This is a genomic window from Psychrobacter okhotskensis, assembly GCF_965638355.1.
Taxonomy (GTDB): domain Bacteria; phylum Pseudomonadota; class Gammaproteobacteria; order Pseudomonadales; family Moraxellaceae; genus Psychrobacter; species Psychrobacter okhotskensis.
Window position 1 is genome coordinate 2,663,303 of record NZ_OZ281822.1, and the last position, 20,444, is coordinate 2,683,746.

At 43.3% G+C, this 20,444-nt stretch carries 17 protein-coding genes; 5 read left to right on the forward strand and 12 right to left on the reverse strand.

Translation table 11 applies throughout. From position 1 onward, the window contains the following. The first annotated feature begins 6 nt into the window (after positions 1-6). Positions 7-444 (forward strand): secondary thiamine-phosphate synthase enzyme YjbQ, encoded by a 438-nt coding sequence (locus ACSUPM_RS11030; protein ID WP_173238850.1) that lies wholly within the window; start codon positions 7-9, stop codon positions 442-444. 80 nt (positions 445-524) lie between these two features. Further along, a complete protein-coding gene (locus tag ACSUPM_RS11035; RefSeq protein ID WP_201606406.1) occupies positions 525-1,148 on the forward strand; it encodes a hypothetical protein in 624 nt (207 codons plus the stop codon). Between the two features lie 106 nt (positions 1,149-1,254). Here ACSUPM_RS11035 and ACSUPM_RS11040 read toward each other — a convergent pair whose 3' ends face one another. From ACSUPM_RS11040 to ffh, 7 genes are all read right to left on the reverse strand, one after another. Then, positions 1,255-1,932, reverse strand: a complete 678-nt coding sequence (locus tag ACSUPM_RS11040; RefSeq protein WP_025652465.1) for a DUF4112 domain-containing protein — start codon at positions 1,930-1,932, stop codon at positions 1,255-1,257. After that, positions 1,925-2,863, reverse strand: coding sequence for a 4-hydroxybenzoate octaprenyltransferase (ubiA, locus tag ACSUPM_RS11045; RefSeq protein WP_436879946.1), 939 nt, complete (start codon positions 2,861-2,863; stop codon positions 1,925-1,927). Before ubiA ends, ACSUPM_RS11040 begins: the two co-directional genes overlap by 8 nt. 87 nt (positions 2,864-2,950) lie before the next feature. Further along, on the reverse strand, positions 2,951-3,190 hold the full coding sequence (locus tag ACSUPM_RS11050) for a hypothetical protein (RefSeq protein ID WP_101212410.1): 240 nt from the start codon (positions 3,188-3,190) through the stop codon (positions 2,951-2,953). A gap of 157 nt (positions 3,191-3,347) precedes the next feature. Beyond that, positions 3,348-4,244, reverse strand: a complete 897-nt coding sequence (locus ACSUPM_RS11055) for a class I SAM-dependent methyltransferase (RefSeq protein WP_436879947.1) — start codon at positions 4,242-4,244, stop codon at positions 3,348-3,350. A 67-nt stretch (positions 4,245-4,311) separates the two neighbouring features. Beyond that, complete coding sequence (locus ACSUPM_RS11060; RefSeq protein WP_201577526.1) at positions 4,312-5,154, reverse strand: undecaprenyl-diphosphate phosphatase; 843 nt, start codon at positions 5,152-5,154, stop codon at positions 4,312-4,314. A 97-nt stretch (positions 5,155-5,251) separates the two neighbouring features. Further along, positions 5,252-5,935 carry a tRNA (adenosine(37)-N6)-threonylcarbamoyltransferase complex dimerization subunit type 1 TsaB gene (tsaB, locus tag ACSUPM_RS11065; protein WP_025652460.1) on the reverse strand — a complete coding sequence of 228 codons (684 nt, stop codon included), beginning with the start codon at positions 5,933-5,935 and terminating at the stop codon, positions 5,252-5,254. 195 nt (positions 5,936-6,130) lie between these two features. Further along, positions 6,131-7,675, reverse strand: coding sequence for a signal recognition particle protein (gene ffh / locus ACSUPM_RS11070; protein WP_201565437.1), 1,545 nt, complete (start codon positions 7,673-7,675; stop codon positions 6,131-6,133). 462 nt (positions 7,676-8,137) lie between these two features. On the opposite strand from ffh, the gene ACSUPM_RS11075 reads away from it, so the two are divergent. After that, complete coding sequence (locus ACSUPM_RS11075) at positions 8,138-8,902, forward strand: cytochrome C assembly family protein (RefSeq protein WP_037025430.1); 765 nt, start codon at positions 8,138-8,140, stop codon at positions 8,900-8,902. A 129-nt stretch (positions 8,903-9,031) separates the two neighbouring features. On the opposite strand, the gene purU is transcribed toward ACSUPM_RS11075, so the two are convergent. Both purU and ACSUPM_RS11085 read right to left on the reverse strand, forming a co-directional pair. Next, on the reverse strand, positions 9,032-9,955 hold the full coding sequence (gene purU, locus ACSUPM_RS11080) for a formyltetrahydrofolate deformylase (protein ID WP_227687540.1): 924 nt from the start codon (positions 9,953-9,955) through the stop codon (positions 9,032-9,034). 211 nt (positions 9,956-10,166) lie between these two features. Further along, positions 10,167-17,978 carry a hypothetical protein gene (locus tag ACSUPM_RS11085; protein ID WP_436879948.1) on the reverse strand — a complete coding sequence of 2,604 codons (7,812 nt, stop codon included), beginning with the start codon at positions 17,976-17,978 and terminating at the stop codon, positions 10,167-10,169. Between the two features lie 485 nt (positions 17,979-18,463). Between ACSUPM_RS11085 and rpmB the strand changes: the two genes are divergently transcribed. Together rpmB and rpmG are read left to right on the forward strand one after the other, a co-directional pair. Continuing rightward, positions 18,464-18,700, forward strand: a complete 237-nt coding sequence (gene rpmB, locus ACSUPM_RS11090; RefSeq protein ID WP_010201401.1) for a 50S ribosomal protein L28 — start codon at positions 18,464-18,466, stop codon at positions 18,698-18,700. A 134-nt stretch (positions 18,701-18,834) separates the two neighbouring features. Further along, positions 18,835-18,990: a 50S ribosomal protein L33 gene (rpmG, locus tag ACSUPM_RS11095; RefSeq protein WP_010201403.1), complete on the forward strand. Its 156-nt coding sequence runs from the start codon at positions 18,835-18,837 to the stop codon at positions 18,988-18,990. A 144-nt stretch (positions 18,991-19,134) separates the two neighbouring features. On the opposite strand, the gene ACSUPM_RS11100 is transcribed toward rpmG, so the two are convergent. From ACSUPM_RS11100 to ACSUPM_RS11110, 3 genes are all read right to left on the reverse strand, one after another. Continuing rightward, on the reverse strand, positions 19,135-19,446 hold the full coding sequence (locus ACSUPM_RS11100) for a hypothetical protein (RefSeq protein WP_010201404.1): 312 nt from the start codon (positions 19,444-19,446) through the stop codon (positions 19,135-19,137). Between the two features lie 193 nt (positions 19,447-19,639). Further along, entirely contained in the window at positions 19,640-19,951 is a 312-nt protein-coding gene (locus ACSUPM_RS11105) for a hypothetical protein (RefSeq protein WP_010201409.1), read from the reverse strand. 134 nt (positions 19,952-20,085) lie between these two features. Then, entirely contained in the window at positions 20,086-20,421 is a 336-nt protein-coding gene (locus ACSUPM_RS11110; RefSeq protein WP_101212403.1) for a hypothetical protein, read from the reverse strand. Positions 20,422-20,444 lie beyond the last annotated feature (23 nt).

Sequence of the window (20,444 nt, forward strand, 5' to 3'; positions counted from 1 at the left end):
CTGCCAATGGCTTATCAACAAACCACCCTAACCCTTCCTGCCTACGCGCGCGGCATTCACATCATAACGCCGCTGATTGAAGAGGCCATTAGTCAGCTCTTACCGAATTCGGCTAAAGCAGGGTTGATGCATCTATTTTTACAACATACCTCCGCCAGCCTAGCCATCAACGAAAATGCTGACCCGGATGTCAGACTAGATACCGAAGACTGGCTGAACAAAATCGCCCCAGCCGATCAACCGGAATATCGCCACACCTTAGAAGGTTCGGATGACCTACCAGCGCATTTTAAAAGCATGCTGTTTGGCGTAAGTTTGACTGTGCCGCTGGTAAATGGGGCGCTAGGACTAGGAACGTGGCAAGGCATTTATTTATGTGAACATCGAGACCATCTTGAAACGTATGGTGGCAATCGCAAAATTATCATTACCGTCAATACTTAATCAATGGTCACCAATGGTAGATTGTTCCTTACCCTTTACTGTGCTTAAATAACCCTCTCTTTACCAATAGTCATCTGCTTATGAAAACCCATCTATTTACGCCAACCAAGCCTACGCGCTATCTTCGTGTACTGCCTGTTATTTTTTTGAGTATGTTTTTAGTCACTGCTTGTGAAAAGTCATCAGAATCTGAGACAGTTAACGAGACCACCACTGATGCAGCAGTCCAAACGACACCTGTGACCTCTAACATCAATGTACCTGAAGTGACGGATAGAGAGGCAAATGCCGCTGAGACTACTGTAGACTCAGCGCAAGATGTCAGCTTAAACGAGCTTGAGAAAGATCTTGAACCAATGGATAGCGCAGCAAACAACGCGGCTGTTGCGCCCAATCCAGAGCAAGCCATCAAGGGCGCTCAAATCACTGATGTTCGCTATAAAAGCGCGGCAGGTGAATCGTTATCTGTCGTTTTTGAGACCTCGGCAGCAGGTGTGCTCAATGCTATCGTCACCCTACCCAACAAACCAAAAATGACCCTAAGCGCGCCAGAGGGTCAAGGCAATAACCCGACTTACCGCTCAAGCGATGGTAGTATTCAGCTGGTCAGTCATGCGGGTGGTGGTAGTATTGATTTTATTCGTAATAATAAAGTTACCAGCTTTGATGCGGTCAGTGCTGAAGCGGAAGTCATTACAGAATAACGATGGCAAAAAAACTAACATTAATAAATAGACACTAAAAAAGCATGCAATAAAAAAGGCGGCAAATATTATAGATATTTGCCGCCTTTTTTAGGCTTGTGGAGCTTTAACCAAAACCAGTTGTGTTGCCAAACAGACTTACCAGCCAGCCAATCATTGCCCACAGTCCCCAGCCAATCACCACAATGACGAGTAAGCCGAGCATATCAGGAATATGTAGATACAACCATGCAACGACTGGATTACGCCAAAAGAAAGCAAAGCGGCTTTGCTGCTGCTTATCTTCTAATGACTGATGCAAAAACGGTCGATCCATATGCATCGTTTCCGTGATGCCATACTCATCGTGTAGATGCTCATGGACGATGGTCAAGGTTTTGCGACTGGGACGAATAAAGATATCAAGCAACGTGCCAATGCCCGGTACGATACCCACGACCATATCAATCAGTGCCAATCTAACCGCTGGCGTCATCTTATGCGCAGGGACGCCCAACTGCCGACCTAATATAAAAGCATAGCTGGTCAAAGCCAATCCAGCCAAATCTCCTGCCAGCGGAATGGTCGAGAGCGCTGCATCAGCGCCCATGCCTTGCTTGGTAAAAGGCACACGTACCAGCGAATCCATCGTATTGGCAAATTTTGCCAGCTTACGCTCGGTCGCGATGACTTGTGCGCGTGTTAGGCCATGCGCGGCTAGCTTTGCCTGATAATCGATAACTGGCGCATTAATATCAGCGCCCTTTTTCGCTTTTGACTTTGAGAGCTTTTTGAAGTTATCCATTAAAAGTCGTCCATAAACAAGCGATGGCGATAAGAGCAAAGACGTAACGCCCTACCCATATGTTGGCTAAAAACGCCTGAAAACAAGCCATAGCTTGACGACTGGCACAAGCGCTGTTTTGCTTGGCGAACATCATTGCGACTAGTGCCAAACCAAATACGGGTATGACACCTAACGTCGTCGGTGCGAAGTAATGCCACATAACCATGCCCATGATCAGCAAAAACAATGTTTGTAGCAGCGAGATAATAATCACATCGTAGCGACCGAATAATATCGCCGTTGATTTTACCCCAATTTTTAAATCATCCTCACGGTCAGCCATGGCGTACTGGGTATCATAGGCCACTGTCCAGCACATATAAGCGATAAATAACAGCCAACCCCAGATATCAGGTGCGCCCTGTATCGCCACATATGACATCGGTATCGCCCAACCAAAAGCGGCAGCTAAAAACACTTGCGGCAAATGGGTAAAACGCTTCATAAATGGATAAATGAAGGCCAGTATGAGAGCGCCAAGCGACCAGTAGAAAACGGCAATAGGCAAAAAGAAAAGTAGAGCGCCACTGAGTAATACTAATACCAAAAAGGCAGCAATGGCTTCCTTACCAGATAAGCGCCCATCAGCAAGTGGGCGGCCTTTGGTGCGGGTCACTTGACCATCGACCTTACGATCGGCAAAGTCATTAATCGCACAACCTGCCGCCCGCATAAAAATCGCACCCAGCGCAAAAAGCACAAATATCTTAATGCTTGGTAAGCCTGCTGTTGCCCCTTGCTGCTGCGCTTGACCCATAGCAGCCAGCATCACGCCCCATAGCGTTGGCCAGAGTAACAGCTCAATACCAACGGGCTTATCAAAGCGTGTCAGCTGCAGGTAAGCGTGTAGCTTTTCTTTAAAACTTAAAGCTGAGTGATGGTTGGTCATAGAACCCTTACCTCTAAATATACCTTTTTTAAATAGTCAGATTTCAACGCACTGTCTCTAAGTTTGCCATTTCTTCGCAAACAGTCTCTAAACGTTCTGCCACAGTCGATTTGCTTCGATGAGTGATATCTCAGGATATTGTTTGCGTAAGGCTTTAATCGCAGGGACTTTATCTTTTTGTGCTGCCTGCTTACGCAAAAACGCCAATTGCTCTTGCGGATTGCCTAACTCTTTAAGACGTGCTTCCAGCCGTAGAATTCGGGTGCGCAGGATGATATTTACCAATAGCAAGCCGGCACCCATGATCCATATTATCAACGTTGTCATCCCTGCTCCTAAACTTAATAGCCTTAAATTTAATACATTTAAAGTTAGCAATCATAAAGTTAACGATCGGAAACCTGCTCACTAAGCACATTTATGATAATCAAAAACAGCTATTAAAAAGCAGTGATCAAAAAACCATGTTTGAAAATAACAGCCATCAAACAAAATAACCATCAAAGCGTACGGCTTCGTTATGCCAGCTTTCACTGGGTTGTTGATTAGCGAGTAACGGTGCCAACTGTGGACGCTTGACGACTACGCGACCCCGTAGTTGTGTGTGTTGCCCATTTTGACCAACGACTGCTTGCGCAGATTGTAGCAATTGTAGTTCTTCCTCTGAGGTCGGCGGGCTAGCCAACTGATGCAATGCTTGCATATGCTTGCCCACTTTAGCACCTTTACCTGTTTTACTATCTTGGTAACTGTCCTCTGGAAACATCGGATCCAGATATATTGCATCTACTTTTTTAATAGTATTTAGCGACTCAGCTTGTAAGCTCGCAAAATAACTAAGCGCCTCGCTATTGATAATATGTAGCCGGCTCATGAGCTTTTGCCAATTGGGTAGCGCACTCATACGCTGCTGTTCTGCTAGCAACAGTAAAGCCATTAAGGGCTGCTGTTCGAGCATAATAACTTGTGCGCCTGTACTGGCCAATATCAGACTGTCATGCCCAAAACCCGCAGTTGCATCAATCACCCTGCTATCTGTGGTAAGTTTTGCCGCTTGTAGTAGCAATTCAGATTTACGCCCCGCACTCACCACACGGCGTTGCAACTTATCCCATTCTGGTGCAACACTGAGTCCATCACTCAGCCATGATAGCTTGTCTTTGTCATCCAACAACAAAATAGGTTGGGTGGCTGTCTGGCTTAATTGCTGACGACGTTTTTGATTAAGTTTATCGGCAAACAGCTCAAGGTGTAAAATAATGGGCAGCTGATGAGCAATTATCAACGCTTGTATATCTGCAACCTGACTATGCTGAGACTCGCTAACGTAGACAAGTTGGCAATGTGTAAAGCTACTAGATACTGGTTGCAAACTGCTCATAATAGCCCTTCCTTCTTACCACTCAAAACCGCATGTATTATCATAAAAGCCTATTTCATCATAAAACTTAGCCTGCCATTTGATAACCAAAACCCCAAGCAGCGACCAAGACGATGACGCCAGTGACAATACGTAGCCACGCAAAGATTTTGAAATCACGACGACTTACCCATGCAACCAACAGGCGAATACATAATAAGGCAACGATAAATGACACCACTGTGCCGATGCCGAGTACTAACCAATCTTCACTGTTGGTTAAGACGTCATGATGCTTGAGCAAATCTAATAATGCTGCACCAACGATGACAGGAATACCTAAAAAGAACGAGAACTCAGCGGAAGCTTTACGCGAGACACCGAGCCATAATGCACCGATAATAGTGGCACCCGAGCGCGATGTTCCGGGTATCAATGCCAGACATTGCAGCAGACCTATCATCAATGCTGTTTTTAGACTGACGTCTTCTGCTTCTTGCGCAATAATCGTCTTAGGGCGATTTTCGACATAGAATATCAGCAGACCACCGATAATCAGCATAATTGCTACGACGATAGGATTAAACAAATAAGCTTTGATTTCGTCAGCGAAGGTAAAACCAACGATCATCACTGGAATAGTCGCCACAATTAAGCTAAGTCCTAGCTGTCTTGGATTACTCATACCTTCTGCTTTACCGGTCAGTAAGCCCATCAGTGCTTGCCACAGTCTGCCCCAATAGTCATAAATGACCGCCAAGATAGCGCCAAGCTGCACGACTACCACAAACAAATCGACTTTTTCTTTGGTCCAAAAGCCCATCAAATCGGCTGATAAAATCAAGTAGCCAGTGCTAGAGATGGGTAAAAATTCAGTGATACCTTCAACGATACCCATGATGACAGCTTGAATTAATAAAATGATATCCACGATGGCTTTCCTAGATACGGACCGGTTGGTTAATAGCGTTTTTAGAGTATTGTTATATGTTATATAGCGCTGATAATGGCTGGCATTAATATGATGGTTACGCCTTACCTTGCTCTTTTAGCGTTTTCCACGCTTGATTGCGAAGATACTTTGGTAAAGCTTGTGAGGCTTCTGTACCACCTGTCGCCATGAACTGAGCAATACCAAGCTGCCCTATCACAGTAGCGTCAGGGTGAATATCTGCCTGAATTATCTGACCGTCACGTAATGCTAATAGCGATGCCCCATTACCAGCGATAGGAATATTAAGCATTGTCTGGCTGTCATAATCGAGCAACTGCTCTGTATCTTCGCCATTTTCTTGATTAACCGCCTGCATCAGGTCATCTGTTGCAGCATATTGCCCAAAATAAACTTGCTGCATACGGGCGTCAAGGGCGCTATAAACGTCGGTCTGACCGTATTTCTGATACGCACATTGAGCAATCGCTTGTAGGCTTGAGACACCCACACAAGGAATGTCATGAGCAACAGACAATGCTTGCACGACTGCCGTATTAATGCGTATACCGCTAAATGCACCAGGGCCACGGTTGAATATCAAGGCTTGCAAATCAGCAAGATTGAGCTTAGCTTCGGACAATGCCGCATCAATCATCGGCAGGATTTGCTGCGTTTGCTGGCGTTTACCCGTCTCAGTATGACTCGATAGCACTTGACCACTGACATCTAAAATCGCGATCGAACACTGATCGAACACGGTATCCATTGCTAAAAACATCATAACCTCGGCTTATTCGCTTGGTATTATAAAACAGCGCCTATCATAGCATTTAGGATGGGCAAATTTTATTAATTTCAAAATTTTCATACTTAATCCATCGATATTCATTTAAGTATGACAGACATGAAAACCCCCAAAGCGACTGGCACCTTGGGGGTTTTATTAACAACTACTTATTTAATCAACAACCATTTAAAAACGTTTTTTGAAGCCCTTCGGCGCTTGATTTTGCATCTCCGCCATTTGCTTTTGCATCTCTTCGGTACTTGGCATATTGTTTGGATCCAGACCCATCTGTTTGGCCATCTGCTGTGGGTTCACGTCTTTAGCGCCGCCTTGTTGACCGCCGCCGAATAAAGGACCGCCACCACCTGCTCCACCGCCGCCACCCATCAATCCTTGCATCGATTTCATCATCTTACTGATGCCTTCAGGCTTGGAGATCATTTTCATCATTTTTGCCATTTGCTTGTGCTGCTTGAGCAAACGATTGACGTCTTGAATCTCGCGACCTGAACCTGCGGCAATACGGCGTTTACGGCTTGGGTTAATCTTATCAGGGTTTTTACGCTCAAAAGGCGTCATTGAATTAATCAATGCTTCCATTTCACGCACTTTTTCTTCTGGCTTAGCATCTTCAACCGCTTTTTGCATGTCAGAGCCGCCCATACCTGGCATCTTATCCAAAAAGCCTGCCATACCGCCCATACTTTTCATCTGTTGGAACTGAGTCAAGAGATCTTCAAGGTCGAACTCGCCGCCCTTTTGCATCTTTTTCGCCATTTTTTCGGCTTTATCACGGTCGATTTTTTGTTCAACTTCTTCGACTAGGCTTAAGACATCACCCATGCCAAGAATACGCTGGGCGATACGCTCCGGATGGAACAGCTCTAGCGCGTCTAGTTTTTCACCGCGACCTAAGAACTTAATCGGCTTACCAGTGATCGCGCGTACAGACAGTGCTGCACCGCCGCGAGCATCACCATCCGTTTTAGTCAGGATAACACCCGTTAATGGCAGCGCATCGTTAAAGGCTTTGGCAGTATTGGCCGCATCTTGACCGGTCATCGCATCGACGACGAATAAGGTTTCAGAAGGATTAACCGCAGCAGTTAATGCTTTGATCTCCTCCATCATCGCTTCATCAATAGCCAAGCGACCAGCGGTATCGATAATTAAAATATCTTGATACTGGATTTTCGCTTCTTCAATAGCGCGTCGAGCGATATCAATCGGGTTTTCGTCGCTAGTTGAATTGACGAATTTGGCATTCACCTGACCTGCCACTTGCTCAAGCTGGGCAATCGCTGCCGGACGGTAAACGTCAGCAGAGACTAGCATCACCTTTTTCTTATGACGCTCTTGTAAAAACTTCGCCAATTTACCGGCCGTGGTGGTTTTACCCGCCCCTTGCAAGCCAGCTAGTAGATAAACAACTGGCGGTTTACCCGTCATCTCAAGCTGCTGATTGGCACTGCCCATCATTTCGGTCAGCTCGTCATGGACAATTTTGACAAATGCTTGACCCGGTGCCAACTCTTTGAGCACTTCTGCACCAAGCGCTTGCTCTTTGACGCGCTTCACAAAATCACGGGTGACCGGTAGCGCCACATCCGCCTCTAACAATGCCATGCGCACTTCACGCAAGGTGTCTTTGATATTGTCTTCGGTCAGTTGCCCAGTCCCGACAATATTGCGCAGACTCGACGATAAGCGTTCTGTTAAAGTATCAAACATAAATAACTCTCAGTTAAAGTGATTCGCAGTTAAAGTAATTCGCAGTTAAGATAGTTGTTGGTTAAAATAATTGTTAGTCAAACCAGTTCTTAGGTAAACCATGAAAATGGCTTATAAATAATATTAGGATGCATGCTTAGGTTTGGGTGCAATGCTGGCAAATAAAACTGCCTATTATCAATACTATAGCATTAAGACGGCTAAAAATTTATAGACGTTTTGCAAAATGCTTGCTTGGTTGGCTTATCAGTGACCGATACAAGGTCTTATTTATCCTGCCATCGTTACGCATTTATGAGGAATAAATAAGATGATACTCAATTGACTGCCATTTTATGATAAATTGGACGATTATTCTAATCCTTCTGTCACAACCACTTTAGCATTATATTGAGCGGCTATTTTACGCTCATGATGAGATGAGGCTTTTTACCTGTGCACTTTGCATTCTTACTTGCTAGTATGGCTTATATCATCGTCAGCTTCCACATCGGTTGGGCGCTGATTCAGGACAAACCTATCCATAAAGGCGTGAGCTTAGGCTTATTATTGGTCGGTATGCTCGCGCATGCGACGCTACTCTACCCTTACGTCGTGACCTTATACGGGCTAAATTTTAATCTGTTTAATGTGCTGAGCCTCACCAGTTTGTTTTTCTTATTCTTTTATGTACTGTTCTGTCTCTATCGCCCTATTCTGAGCCTCGGTATTTTGGCCGCACCGACTGCCCTGATAGGATTGACAGTCGGCTATGTCGGCCGCGCGCCTTATCAACCACTTACGGATATCAGCGTTGGCCTTGAAGCACATATATTGCTATCGCTGGCCGCCTATTGTGTGCTGCTGATGGCAGCGGTGCAAGCGCTATTTTTGCGGCTGCAAATTCGTGAGCTTAAGCATCAAAGCATCCACCGCTTTTGGGTCAATAAACTGCCCTCACTACAAAGTATGGAGAGTCTGTTATTCGACATGCTGTTGGTCGGCTTTGTCCTGCTTAGCATCGCGCTGGGTATCGGCTTTATTTACGTAGAAGATCTGATGGCGCAGCATATCGTGCATAAGACGGTGTTTAGCTTGCTATCATGGTTATTGTTCGGTGCGCTACTGTTCGGTAATTGGCGCGCTGGATGGCGTGGCAAACGTGCTGCCAACATTACTATTTATGCCTTTATCTTATTGGCCATTGGCTTCGTCGGTAGCAAGTTTGTGTTAGAGATGCTGTTATAAACTTAGATTTACCGTAGTAATGTGATTAAAAACGGAGCCGCCAATAGTATTATCTAATACTATTGGCGGCTTTTTATTAGCTCTGTATTCAATGCATACCTTTCACTTTAAAAATGCTCTAATCAAAAGCTAATTAAAAACCACTGTTTTATTGCCAGTCACAATCACGCGGTTTTGCACATGCCAGTTAACGGCACGTGCCAACACATTGCGTTCGATATCACGACCAATAGCCCGCAACTCTGTCACACCTTGACGATGGGTCACACGGTGTACGTCTTGCTCAATGATAGGCCCTTGATCTAATTCAGCAGTGACGTAATGCGCGGTCGCGCCGATAAGCTTGACGCCTTTGTCATAAGCTTGACGATACGGATCAGCCCCGACGAAGGCTGGCAAGAACGAATGATGAATATTGATAACTTGCATCGGCCAACGCTTGACAAAATCAGAGGACAGTATCTGCATATAGCGCGCTAATACTAGCAAGTCATTGCCTGCCATCAATTCGTGAATCTGCTCTTCCGCCTCTGCCTTATTGTCCTTGGTCACTGGCACATAATGAAAATCAATGCCAAAGTTTTCTACCGCTTGGCGTAAGTCTTCATGATTACTGATGACCGAAGTAATCTCACAATCAAGCAATCCACGCTGATGCCGCCACAATAAATCCAACAACGCATGATCAAACTTGGAAACCAAAATACCGACTTTGGTTTGAATGGCATTATCGTGTAAGCGCCAAGTCATATTGTGACGCTTGGCAACCGTATGCCCAAAGCTGGCTTCAAAATTGTCAATAATCTCACTTAACCCTGATAGCGCAAACTCTAAGCGCATAAAGTATTGTCCGCCTTCATGAGCAGTTGAATACTGATCAAGGGAGATGATATTGCCGCCATAACGATGGATAAACTCAGATACGGCTTGTACGATGCCCGCTTGATCACGGCATTTAATCAATAGCGTCGCGGTATCAATAGCAGGATTAGCGGCAGGGGTTTTAGAAGATGAAGCCGTTATTATAGTGTCTGATGTTGTATTACTTAACATAATGCGCCCAATGTAAAAATTAAATCAAAACTTGCTACTGATTGTAGAATCTATTACCAGTATAAGAAGACCGCTATTTTAATCGCTTTTACGATATTTTGCTGACTGAGTTGGTTTTTTTTGGTTATTCAGTATACTAATGCAAAAACCCCCAACGCGTGGTTGGGGGTTTTTACCAAGGAATATATTTTGAATTAATACGAGATACTGACTACTCGACCTTAAGCGTTTTAGAAAAATTAACACCATTGCGGCTGACTTTAATTCGAGAGCCTAAATCAAATGCTTCATCAAAGTTTACAATAAAGCTATCGTAACCTATTGACGATGTTCCTGAACTATTTCCATTGATAGCAACAACATAATTTGGTTGTGATGGTGCATAAGGTGATAGGACTACTTTAGTACTATCCTCCTGCTCATTGATAAGAACATTCATGCTATCTATACAAGTTGCGCCAGCATCACCAAATGGACTTATACCATTAATCCAAGGTGTAATTATATCTGAGTCAGATACTGATACCCCTCCCGCTAGGATCGGTAGTTGATAGTTAATACTTTGCGTATTTTCACTACCATTAACAAAGGTTGATGCATCAAAACGTACTTTAACCCATTTTGAATAACGCTGTGGATAGCGAATCTCAAAGTCGGCTCTACCTTCTGAATCAGTGACAAATGAATAACCGTCATTTGATACTGTACCACCAATAATAGCGACCGGATTAATAGCATCTAACTGACTATTTCGATTAATATCTTCGTCTTGATCTAACGTATAGTTATAGTTTAGATCTTCAGTTGATATCCAATTAGATTCTAAATAAATAGGCGCTTTTTCAGAGAACACTTTAGGATCTGGTGTTGTAGTAATCACATTCCCATTCTCATCTTTTTCTGCAATATCAGCCGCTTGATAGGTCACTGTACTGTCTAACAAACAGACTCTGCCTTGAGCATATTGTGTGGCATAAGACTTAATTGATACTTCTTGATTAGGTACAGCACGTCCTGAACCATCCATGACAGATATAGAACCACGTACTGTATAATAAATATCATCAGAAGATAAAGTATTAGCAAAAGCCAATGTCGTATAGACCGCTTCTTCTGACACAGTGATAGTCGTAGTCTTCACCCCTATATTCGCATTGTCTTGTAATAAACGTGCGTTGATTACAACACCGCCAATAGGTGAGCTAGCATTGGCTTGATAGACAACTCGCGCCTCACCTTTACTATCAGTAATAGCCGTTGCCGCAGACAAGCGTCCTGCTGACGAGTCTGACGCACGGCTAAATACGACGGTTTGACCTTCGACTGGCACATCATTTTTATCTTTTACCGTAGCGACAATTTCAGTGCTACCACCCGGGGTAATGACAGATTTCACCGCTTGAAATAACATTTTAGCAGGTGTTGTAGCACGGAAACGTGCGTCCACTGTCGCACGATAGCGCGGCTCACCGTTTGGTAGTGTTTCACCTAATACAGTCGCCTGTAGTGCGGTAATACCAGCAAGTTCTGATGTTAAGGTAACCGGTATCGTAATGATATTGCCATTTATATTAGCAGCGGTAATGGGTTTTGTGACGATAACATCATTGCTATCAGAAAACGTACCAATAGTCGTTTGTACTTCAACTTGCTTACCGATTAGTTCTGCTGCTTGAGCAGCTGTATCACGACGTATCTGAACATTGATTGTCTGCGCTATATTGACATCATAAACGTCTTGGATGTCTATAAAGCTAATACCTGCCTGTGAGACCTTAATCAGCTCAATACTATTTAGACTACGCTGAGTATTGATGCCATTTTCACCTAAAGCGCGGGCAAATACACGTAAGTTACCGTTATTATCAAAGGTCAAGTCAGCTTCGTTAATATTAAATACTGCTTTACCATCTGCATTGCTAATAGCAGTCGCACTAGAATGGATAACATCGCCGTTCGCGTCGACTAACTCCATACCAGCATTGGCAATAGCACGTCCTGCACCATCCACCAATGTGGTCGTGATAGTAGTAGAAGCATCATCTTTCAGATTGGCTTCTGTAGCTGCAATAGTAATTTCCGTACCGTTAGCTGACAAGCTTAGTGAGTTTTCTTCACGCACTTGCATACTGACCTTGCCATCTGCATCGTATTGTGGCGTGACGATTTTGGCGTTAATAACAACACTATGATTGAGACGCGAGTTGATAGAGTTGGCGGCTAAGATGACACCGACATCGATCTGACCATTGGCATCCGTTGTTACCATGCTTGGGGTGGTCAAAGCCGCACCACTAACTTCTAAATCTTCGATACTTAGCTGGACAGGTACTCCTGCCAAGATACCGCCTTTGCTGTCCGTCACACGGAAAGTCGCATTGGTCTGATCACCACCAGTATTTAAAGTAGATTTATCAGAAGATACGATAAGCTGATAGCTATCAATCGTAGCAGTATCTACGGCTACGATATAGGTCTGCGGCAACTCGATATTTTCTGCAGTCGTCGTGGTCGCCGTCAGCTTGATGCCCGCTGCTAGAATCGCTTGGTTGACATTAGCACCGTCTTCTAGTGTCAGGTCAAAGGCTGCTAAACCATCACCGTTAGTCGTAGCTGTGTTGTTGCTAACAGTTACGCCAGTTTTGATAGGGTCATCGACATTTAAGCGAACTTCACGATTGGCGATAGCGCCACCTTTATTTTCTAAACGCACGAATACTTTGAAGGTATCGCCTTTAGTATTGACGACTTTATTTGCGCCGATGGTTAGGCTTTCTTGTGTACCGCTTGGATCTGGAGTGACTGTCTTAACAGTACTGGTTTTTGTGGCAATGTTAGTATTCTCATCCGTTGCTGAGAATACAACTGCAAAGCTACTACCAATGGCTGATTTTTGCTCATCAGTAAGACCAGCTGGCACAGCAAGCGTAAAGCTAGCTCTGCCCGACTCATTCGTGGTTTGTGTACCACTGGTTACTAAGCTAACACCTTGAGCAGCAATCGCAGCAGGGAGCGCTAAGTAAACTGACTTACCTGCAATGACATTGTCTTTGCTGTCTTTGGCTATCACTTCAACTTGAGTCTCACCACCGTTTAGATTCAGTGCTTTCGGTGTGATGGCTATTAAATCAATAGCAGCTTTGGTTGACTGTACATTAAACTGAATTTCTTGTTTTTTACCTGTTAATGTTTCCGTCAAAGTAGCTGTCAGCTTTTGGTTTTTTAGAGCAGCTTTTTGCGCTGCCGTTAAGCTACTCGGTACAATAATCGTGAAGCCTGCTTTGCCTGTAGCGTTAGTACTTACAATATTGGTAGCTGAGCCTGACTTACCATTTACAAGTAATAACGCTGATAGTTCTTTGTTAGCAAATTCCAGCTGGATAGGCTGATCACTGATACTGATGTTGGTGTTTCGGGTACTTAGTGCCGCATTCACAACAACGTTACCACCTTCACCATTCAATGTGTAGAAAGGACGATTATTAATAAGGTTTGGCGGATTTAGTACCGTCAAATCAACTGCTGGGGTTAGAATATCTACTTGTTTTATAACAGAGGTATAAGTCTCTCCTTTTTCTACATAAGACAGCTGATAGTTAATACCTGTACGCTTAAGCTCAGAACGCTCTTTTGCTGTCAACCCTTCTGGGATAGTCACTATAAATGTCGTCTCACCACTAAAGTCAGTAGTCGCTGACTCTGCATTGACAGTAACGCCATAATCAAGTGCTGCTTTACCCAATTGAATAGCAACTGCTTGCCCTTTCATTGGCGTTTGCTTAACTTTATCCAATAGCTTGATACTAATAGTACCACTACCACCAAGTTCACTAATAGAAGGCGTAAGGATAGAGGCAAACTCTAAACTCGTTGCTGGTTGTTCTACATTAATAACTGCATTTTCAATTTTGGCGACTGTTCCATCATCATCTGTCAAAGTAACATTGTATTTAATACCTGATTTGATTAGAGCTGTACGTTGTGCTGCTGTTAGGTCTTGACTAAGGTTGACAGTAAATACTGCGTTGCCAGCTTCATTGGTTGTTTGTTCATTACCTTGAATGCTGACGCCTGCCACATTACTGATCTCAAGCTTTACTTTTTTGCCGACTGCGACATTACCATTAGGGTTTTTAGCAGATACTTGAATAGTAAACTGCTTGTCTGTGACAGTCACCACTTTAGGAGAGCTAATCGAAGTAAGTTTAATATCACTTTTGGCTAACTCTGAACTGATTTTTATAGCCGAACTACTGATACTGCTGCTCGCACCTGAGGCTTCAACAGCTTTGGCAGTTAACGCAAAGCCCTTTTGTGCTTCTAGCTTATCTTTCTGTGATTTAGTCAAACCTGCAGGAACACTAACTTTATAGCTGACCACACCTTGAGCATTGGTCATTTGAGTCGCAGCACTGTCTAAAGTCAGTAAGCCAGAGTCGATTAGAGCTTTTGGTAGCATTGCTGTGACGCTTTGATTAGCAATAACCCCACCATTTTTATCATTCACACGGAAGCTAATGACTGCATTACCACCTGAACTTGATAACTGAACTTTATCACTGCTACCAAAATTAATTTGATACTGTGCAGCAGGGATAACCACAGACGCATTATAATTACTGGTGGTGACACCATCGTTATCAGTCAAACTGGCTGTATAAGTAATGCCTGACTTCACTAGTGCTTCGCGTTGAGCTTGGGTCAAGTCTTGGCTTACATCTACGATAAATGTCGCATTACCTGACGCATCAGTCTTCTGTTCGTTATCTTTAACTGTAATGCCGGCTACTTTATTAAGCACTAGCTTGACAACTTTATCAGCTGCAGCGCTACCATCTTTGCGCTTACCCGATACTCGAATCGTAAATTGATCTTTTAAAACGTTCACTACCTTAGGATTGGTCTCTGAGGTTAAGACCGTTAAACTTTTTTGAATTTTATCGCTTATGCTGATAGGCGCACTATTGGTACTAGTACTGGCTCCAGATGCCTCGATCAGATTGGCCGTCAAGAAAAATCCGCTGGCTTTTTCTAATGCTGATTTTTGTGCAGTCGATAATCCAGTAGGGATACGAACGGTATAGCTCACGATACCTTTGTCATTCGTTGTCTGAGTAGCAGCGCTATCTAGGGTCAATAGCCCAGCATCAACTAAAGACTTCGGGAGACTCACTGTGACTTTTTGATTGCCTATAACGCCACCGTCTTTATCATTCACTCGGAAGCTAACGACAGTACTGCCACCTGAGCTTGATAATTGCGCATTGCTGCTGCTACCAAAATTGATTTTGTACTCGGCGTTAGGGACAGATGCTTTCACACTGTAGTTTTCAGTGGCAACACCATCGTCATCAGTCAATGTGGCTGTATAAGCAATGCCTGTTTTTTCAAGCGCTTTACGTTGCTCTAAGGTCAATGCTTGGTCTATATTTACGGTGAACACCGCATTACCAGCACTGTTAGTGGTTTGTTCACCACCTTCGATACTAACGCCCTTGACGTTATTAATCGCAAGCTTTACAGATTTACCTGCAGCAGCACTACCATTTGGACGCTTGGCAGATACTTGAATCGTAAACTTGTCTTTTAAAACGTTCACGACGCTAGGAGTGGTTTTTGCCGTGAGGATAGTTTTACTTCTACTAGGGTCAGCAGTCACTGGGATACGGTTACTACTTACATTGATACTTGCACCTGATGATTCAACCAGACGAGTATTTAGCACGAACCCACCAGCTTTTTCTAACTCTGCTCTCTGTGTAACAGACAGCCCTGCAGGAATGCGAACCGTGTAACTTACATTGCCTTGAGCATCAGTTGCTTGGCTTGCGGCATTTTCAAGTGTTATCAAACCCTTTTGAGTCAAGCTGGTCGGTAAGCTTGCTGTTACGGTCTGATTGGCTATTACGCCACCATTTTTATCATTAACGCGGAAGCTTAGGGTCGTGACACCACCTGTACTTAGCAGCTTACTAACACTGCTACTGCCAAAGTTTAGCTTGTATTCAGCCACTGGAATGATAACTGGCGCTTTATACTTATTCGTAGCCACACCATCATCATCAGTCAGAGTTACCGTATAAGGAATGCCAGACTTCACCAAAGCTTGGCGCTGTGTTTCTGTCAGATCTTGGCTTAAATTAACAGTAAATGTGACATTACCTGAGGCGTCTGTCGTTTGCTGGCTACCTTGAATACTTACGCCTGTGACATTGCTAATAGCCAACTTCACTTCTTTACCAGCTGCCGCACTACCATCTGGACGTTTGCCTGCCACTTGAATTTGGAATTGATTTTTTAATATATTAACAGCACTAGGGATGTTTTTTACATTTAGGATTGTTTCACTTGCAGCAGTGACTTGGATACGCTCACTGTTGATAGTGCTACTAGCTCCTGAGGCCTCAGTAACCTTAGCCGCTAAGATAAAGCCACCGATACCTTCTAGTTTTGCTCTTTGTGCAGCAGTCAAACTTGCTGGCACACTCACATTATAACTAACCATGCCTTTACTATCGGTTACTTGAGTAGCGGCACTGTCTAAATTCAATAACCCTGTTTTGATTAGATCTTGAGGTAAGCTGGCGGTTACTTTTTGATTGGCAATTGCGCCACCATCTTTATCATTGACACGGAAGCTGATAATGGCCTCACTACCAAAACTAGAGATTCTATCTTTGTTTTTCGTCGCAAACTTTATTTGATACTGAGACTCAGGAATATATGCTTCACTGCCATATGTATCCGACGTTACTGCGCGGTTAGGCTCTGATAAAACCACAGTATAACTCACGCCTTTCTCTACAATCTCTTTACGCTGATCTGCAGTAAGCGTAGGTGCTACGATGAGATTTACAACTACCTTTCCAGTCGCATCAAAGACAAAGGCCTCTGTACTCAGCTTGACCCCAGTAATTGGGTTATTAAGCTTGATTGTACCTTTTGCTCCATTGATAGAGGTTGGTACTTTAGCGTTTTTGGTAGTTGCTGTGATGGTCAGAGGTTGCTCATCTCCATAGGCATTGAGCACTACATCGCTACCTTTTACATCTAGCACATAATCTGAGACTGGCAACTCTATTGATAGATTGCCTGTTTCTTGCTTGGTAGCACCATCTGGCTCTTGGATGCTAATAGCATACGCAATACCTTCACCTTGAAGAAGTGCATCGCGCTCAGCTTTCGAAAGATTTTCGTCTATTTTAATGCTGAACGTTGCGATACCATCCGCATTTGTAACTTTACTACTGCCACCTACGATAGAGATGCCTTTAATACTATCAATACCCAGTCCAACTTTTACATCTTGAACACGGGCACCATTGCTATTTTTAGCAATGACGGTCAATTGGGCATTATCACCATAAGGGTTTAGGGCATTGTTAGAAACTGAACTAGTGCTCAACACAGATGTGATATCAAGTTTACTTTCGGTAACTTGTGTGCCACCACCACTGCCTTTTTTGCTCACTGAAACTTTCAGCTCTTGCGGTGCAATAGCAGTACCATCTGCTTTTTTGGCAGTGGCTACTAAGGTGAAGCCTTCTGCTACTAGCGCATCTTTATCAGCAACAGCTTGCGGATTGAGCTTGAGCGTATACACAGCATTACCATCGCTATCAGTAGTCTGGGTGCTCTGCCCTTCAATAGTAATACCATTATTTTCAGAATTGACTACTTTTAAGGTCACGGCTTTACCAACCATTGCGCCACCAGAGCTTACTTCAGCAGCTTTGACAGTAACACTGAAGTTCGTTTGCTCATTTGACAGCTCGATAATAGTAGGCGCTGTACTAAGTCTTTGTAAAAAGAACTCAGGCTCAACATCTGGCACTTGCTCACCCCCGCCGTTATTACCATTGCCACCATTACCAGGCTGCGTCACACCCAAATCAGGTTCAGGAGCAATAGAGTCGACCGTGTCACCATCACCTCCGCCACCACAACCTGCCAGTGCCAAAGCGCAAGTCAAAGAAGTAAGTTGAAATAACTTATAAGTAAAAGGTAATGAGCTATATGACATGTTTTGAACTCCGCATCGGCAGTAATTTATTCGAGCAAATAAGTAAATTATCATTACACCGAATCACAATAGATTGGTAATGATACATAGATTTACATTAAAGTCAGTTGTATTAACAGATTGTATTAATTTTATAACAGCAACTTTACTGACTTTTGTTATAACTTACAACTAAAAATTAAACTTTACCGTTAAATAATCAATCACATAGTTCCCTCATTTCAGGTATAATAGCTCGCGTTGAAGCAGACAATTATCATAAAAATATTTGAGTATTCATTACTTTTATGGTATAAATGTCGGCTTTAAAATTTTCTGAATTGGTTAGCCTGTTATTTGCCTTTAGATGACAGTCATATCAGCTCAACCTTCATATAGTTTTGTTTGGTGCAAAGCTGCCGCTTGCTGTGTCCATGCCGCAAATACGTGCAACTTGCCCAGACTGGTATGAGAATCCCTCATACCTCATAGATTAGGAGTTCGCCATGTCTAGAGTTTGCCAAGTGACTGGAAAGCGCCCTATGGTGGGTAATAATGTTTCGCACGCAAACAACAAAACCCGTCGTCGCTTTCTACCAAACCTTCATAACCATCGTTTTTGGGTAGAGTCTGAAAATCGTTTTGTACGTCTACGTGTGTCTACCAAAGGTATGCGCACCATTGACAAACTTGGTATCGATAAAGTGTTAGCAGATATGCGCGCACAAGGTCAAAAAGTATAAGTGACGACTGGTAGCTTAAGGACATCGATTATCTTTGTTACTTAAGCTGCCATTCTGCTACATTTATTGTAGCCACTTAATTTTTTAGATCCGTACCTATCGTTTGAAGACCCCTCATTTACAGGAAAGCTATCATGAGAGATAAAATTAAGTTAGTATCAACCGCTGGTACTGGGTATTACTACACCACTACCAAAAACAAGCGCACTATGCCTGGCAAAATGGAAATCAAAAAGTTTGATCCAAAAGTACGTCAGCATGTGATCTTTAAAGAAGCTAAAATCAAATAATTGCTATTATTTGAACAAAAAAAAGGGTATATCAATTGATATACCCTTTTTTATTGCTGACGTTTTGGCTATTTGTGCTTAACTTGCCTTACTAACTTACTCGCTATTATTAATAGCTATACAGAAACAGCTGTGCAGATTGAATTAACTATAGTGTGTTGGCTCTTTATCATAGACATGCGCATGCCATTGGCTCATCTGCTTTTGCATGATAACTTGAATCGCCGCATGAATCATGTGCTGACCTATCGCTTGCGTATCACTACCAAGCAACTCTTTGAGTTTTTCAGAGAAATCAATGGTCATCAGCGGCGCTTCATCTTGTTCAGCGTCACGCAATAACAATCGACCATCATCCGCCTCTACTAGCTCGAGTGTCGTCTCTTTGGCAAATCCTGCAAATTGATCGGTGCTTTCGTTGTCTACTTCTATTTCATTATCAATGTCGTATGGCATTCACGTTATCCTTATTAACCCGTTTATCGCTGCAAAGAAACCCTAATAATTCATTTAATAAAGCTAGCAATTTACAGTAACGCGGGTAAAACTGTCTTACTCATACAATGGACGCTTTGACCTTAGAATTCAAGGGCTGTCACGCAAGTCTTACATATAAATGCGACTTTCGTCTGCTGACACTGCAAACCAGTTAACGCCAATAGCGTAGTTTTGCGATGGTAAATAAGAAGGCCACAAACATGCCGAGGTAATACATGAGCTTTAACTCGAGCGTCGGATCTCGATATTTAAACGGCAATGCAACGGTAGCGGTAGCCGTCGGAAATATCAACAGCATAAGCAGCCAGTTTTCGATGACATTCAGCCAGCCTTGAAAATCTGTACCATGACGCAGTGATGCCAGCCCTAACAGTAAACAGGCGATAATTAAGCTGGTAAATAAGCCATTTGGTAAGTCTTTTGGATAGATAATGTTGGCAATCTTGGTCGGTATGATTCGCATGTAAAATTCCAGTCATGCTTAAAAAGCCTGACTTAATGATGAAAAAGTGTGTAAAAACCGCTTATAAAAAATATTGCCCCATTATATTCATAAGGTTATATTTATTCAGCAACCTCATCTTGGCGACTAAAAAATTAACTATAAGTACCCATCAACCATAGTATCGATATACAAGAGGTTAAATAGCCCAAGCTAATCGCATTCCAGCCTTCTATATGTGTGCCTTTAACCTTGTTAAATATGCGTGACCCTATCCAGAACAAAAGCGGAATACCCAGCATAAATGCAGGCACGATGACCGCAGCATGACGTAATACTTCGCCAGTATCATCACCTACCATGAGACGAAAGCCATAGCCTGCCAAACTTAAGACAAGCGCAAACATAGCCAAGCCAATGGTAATGCTTTTGGGTACTAAGCTGCGTGGTTGCAAATCTTGGTTTTTATGTTCTGCATTTTGTATATTCATATGGCACCTTTAGCTGACGCGTC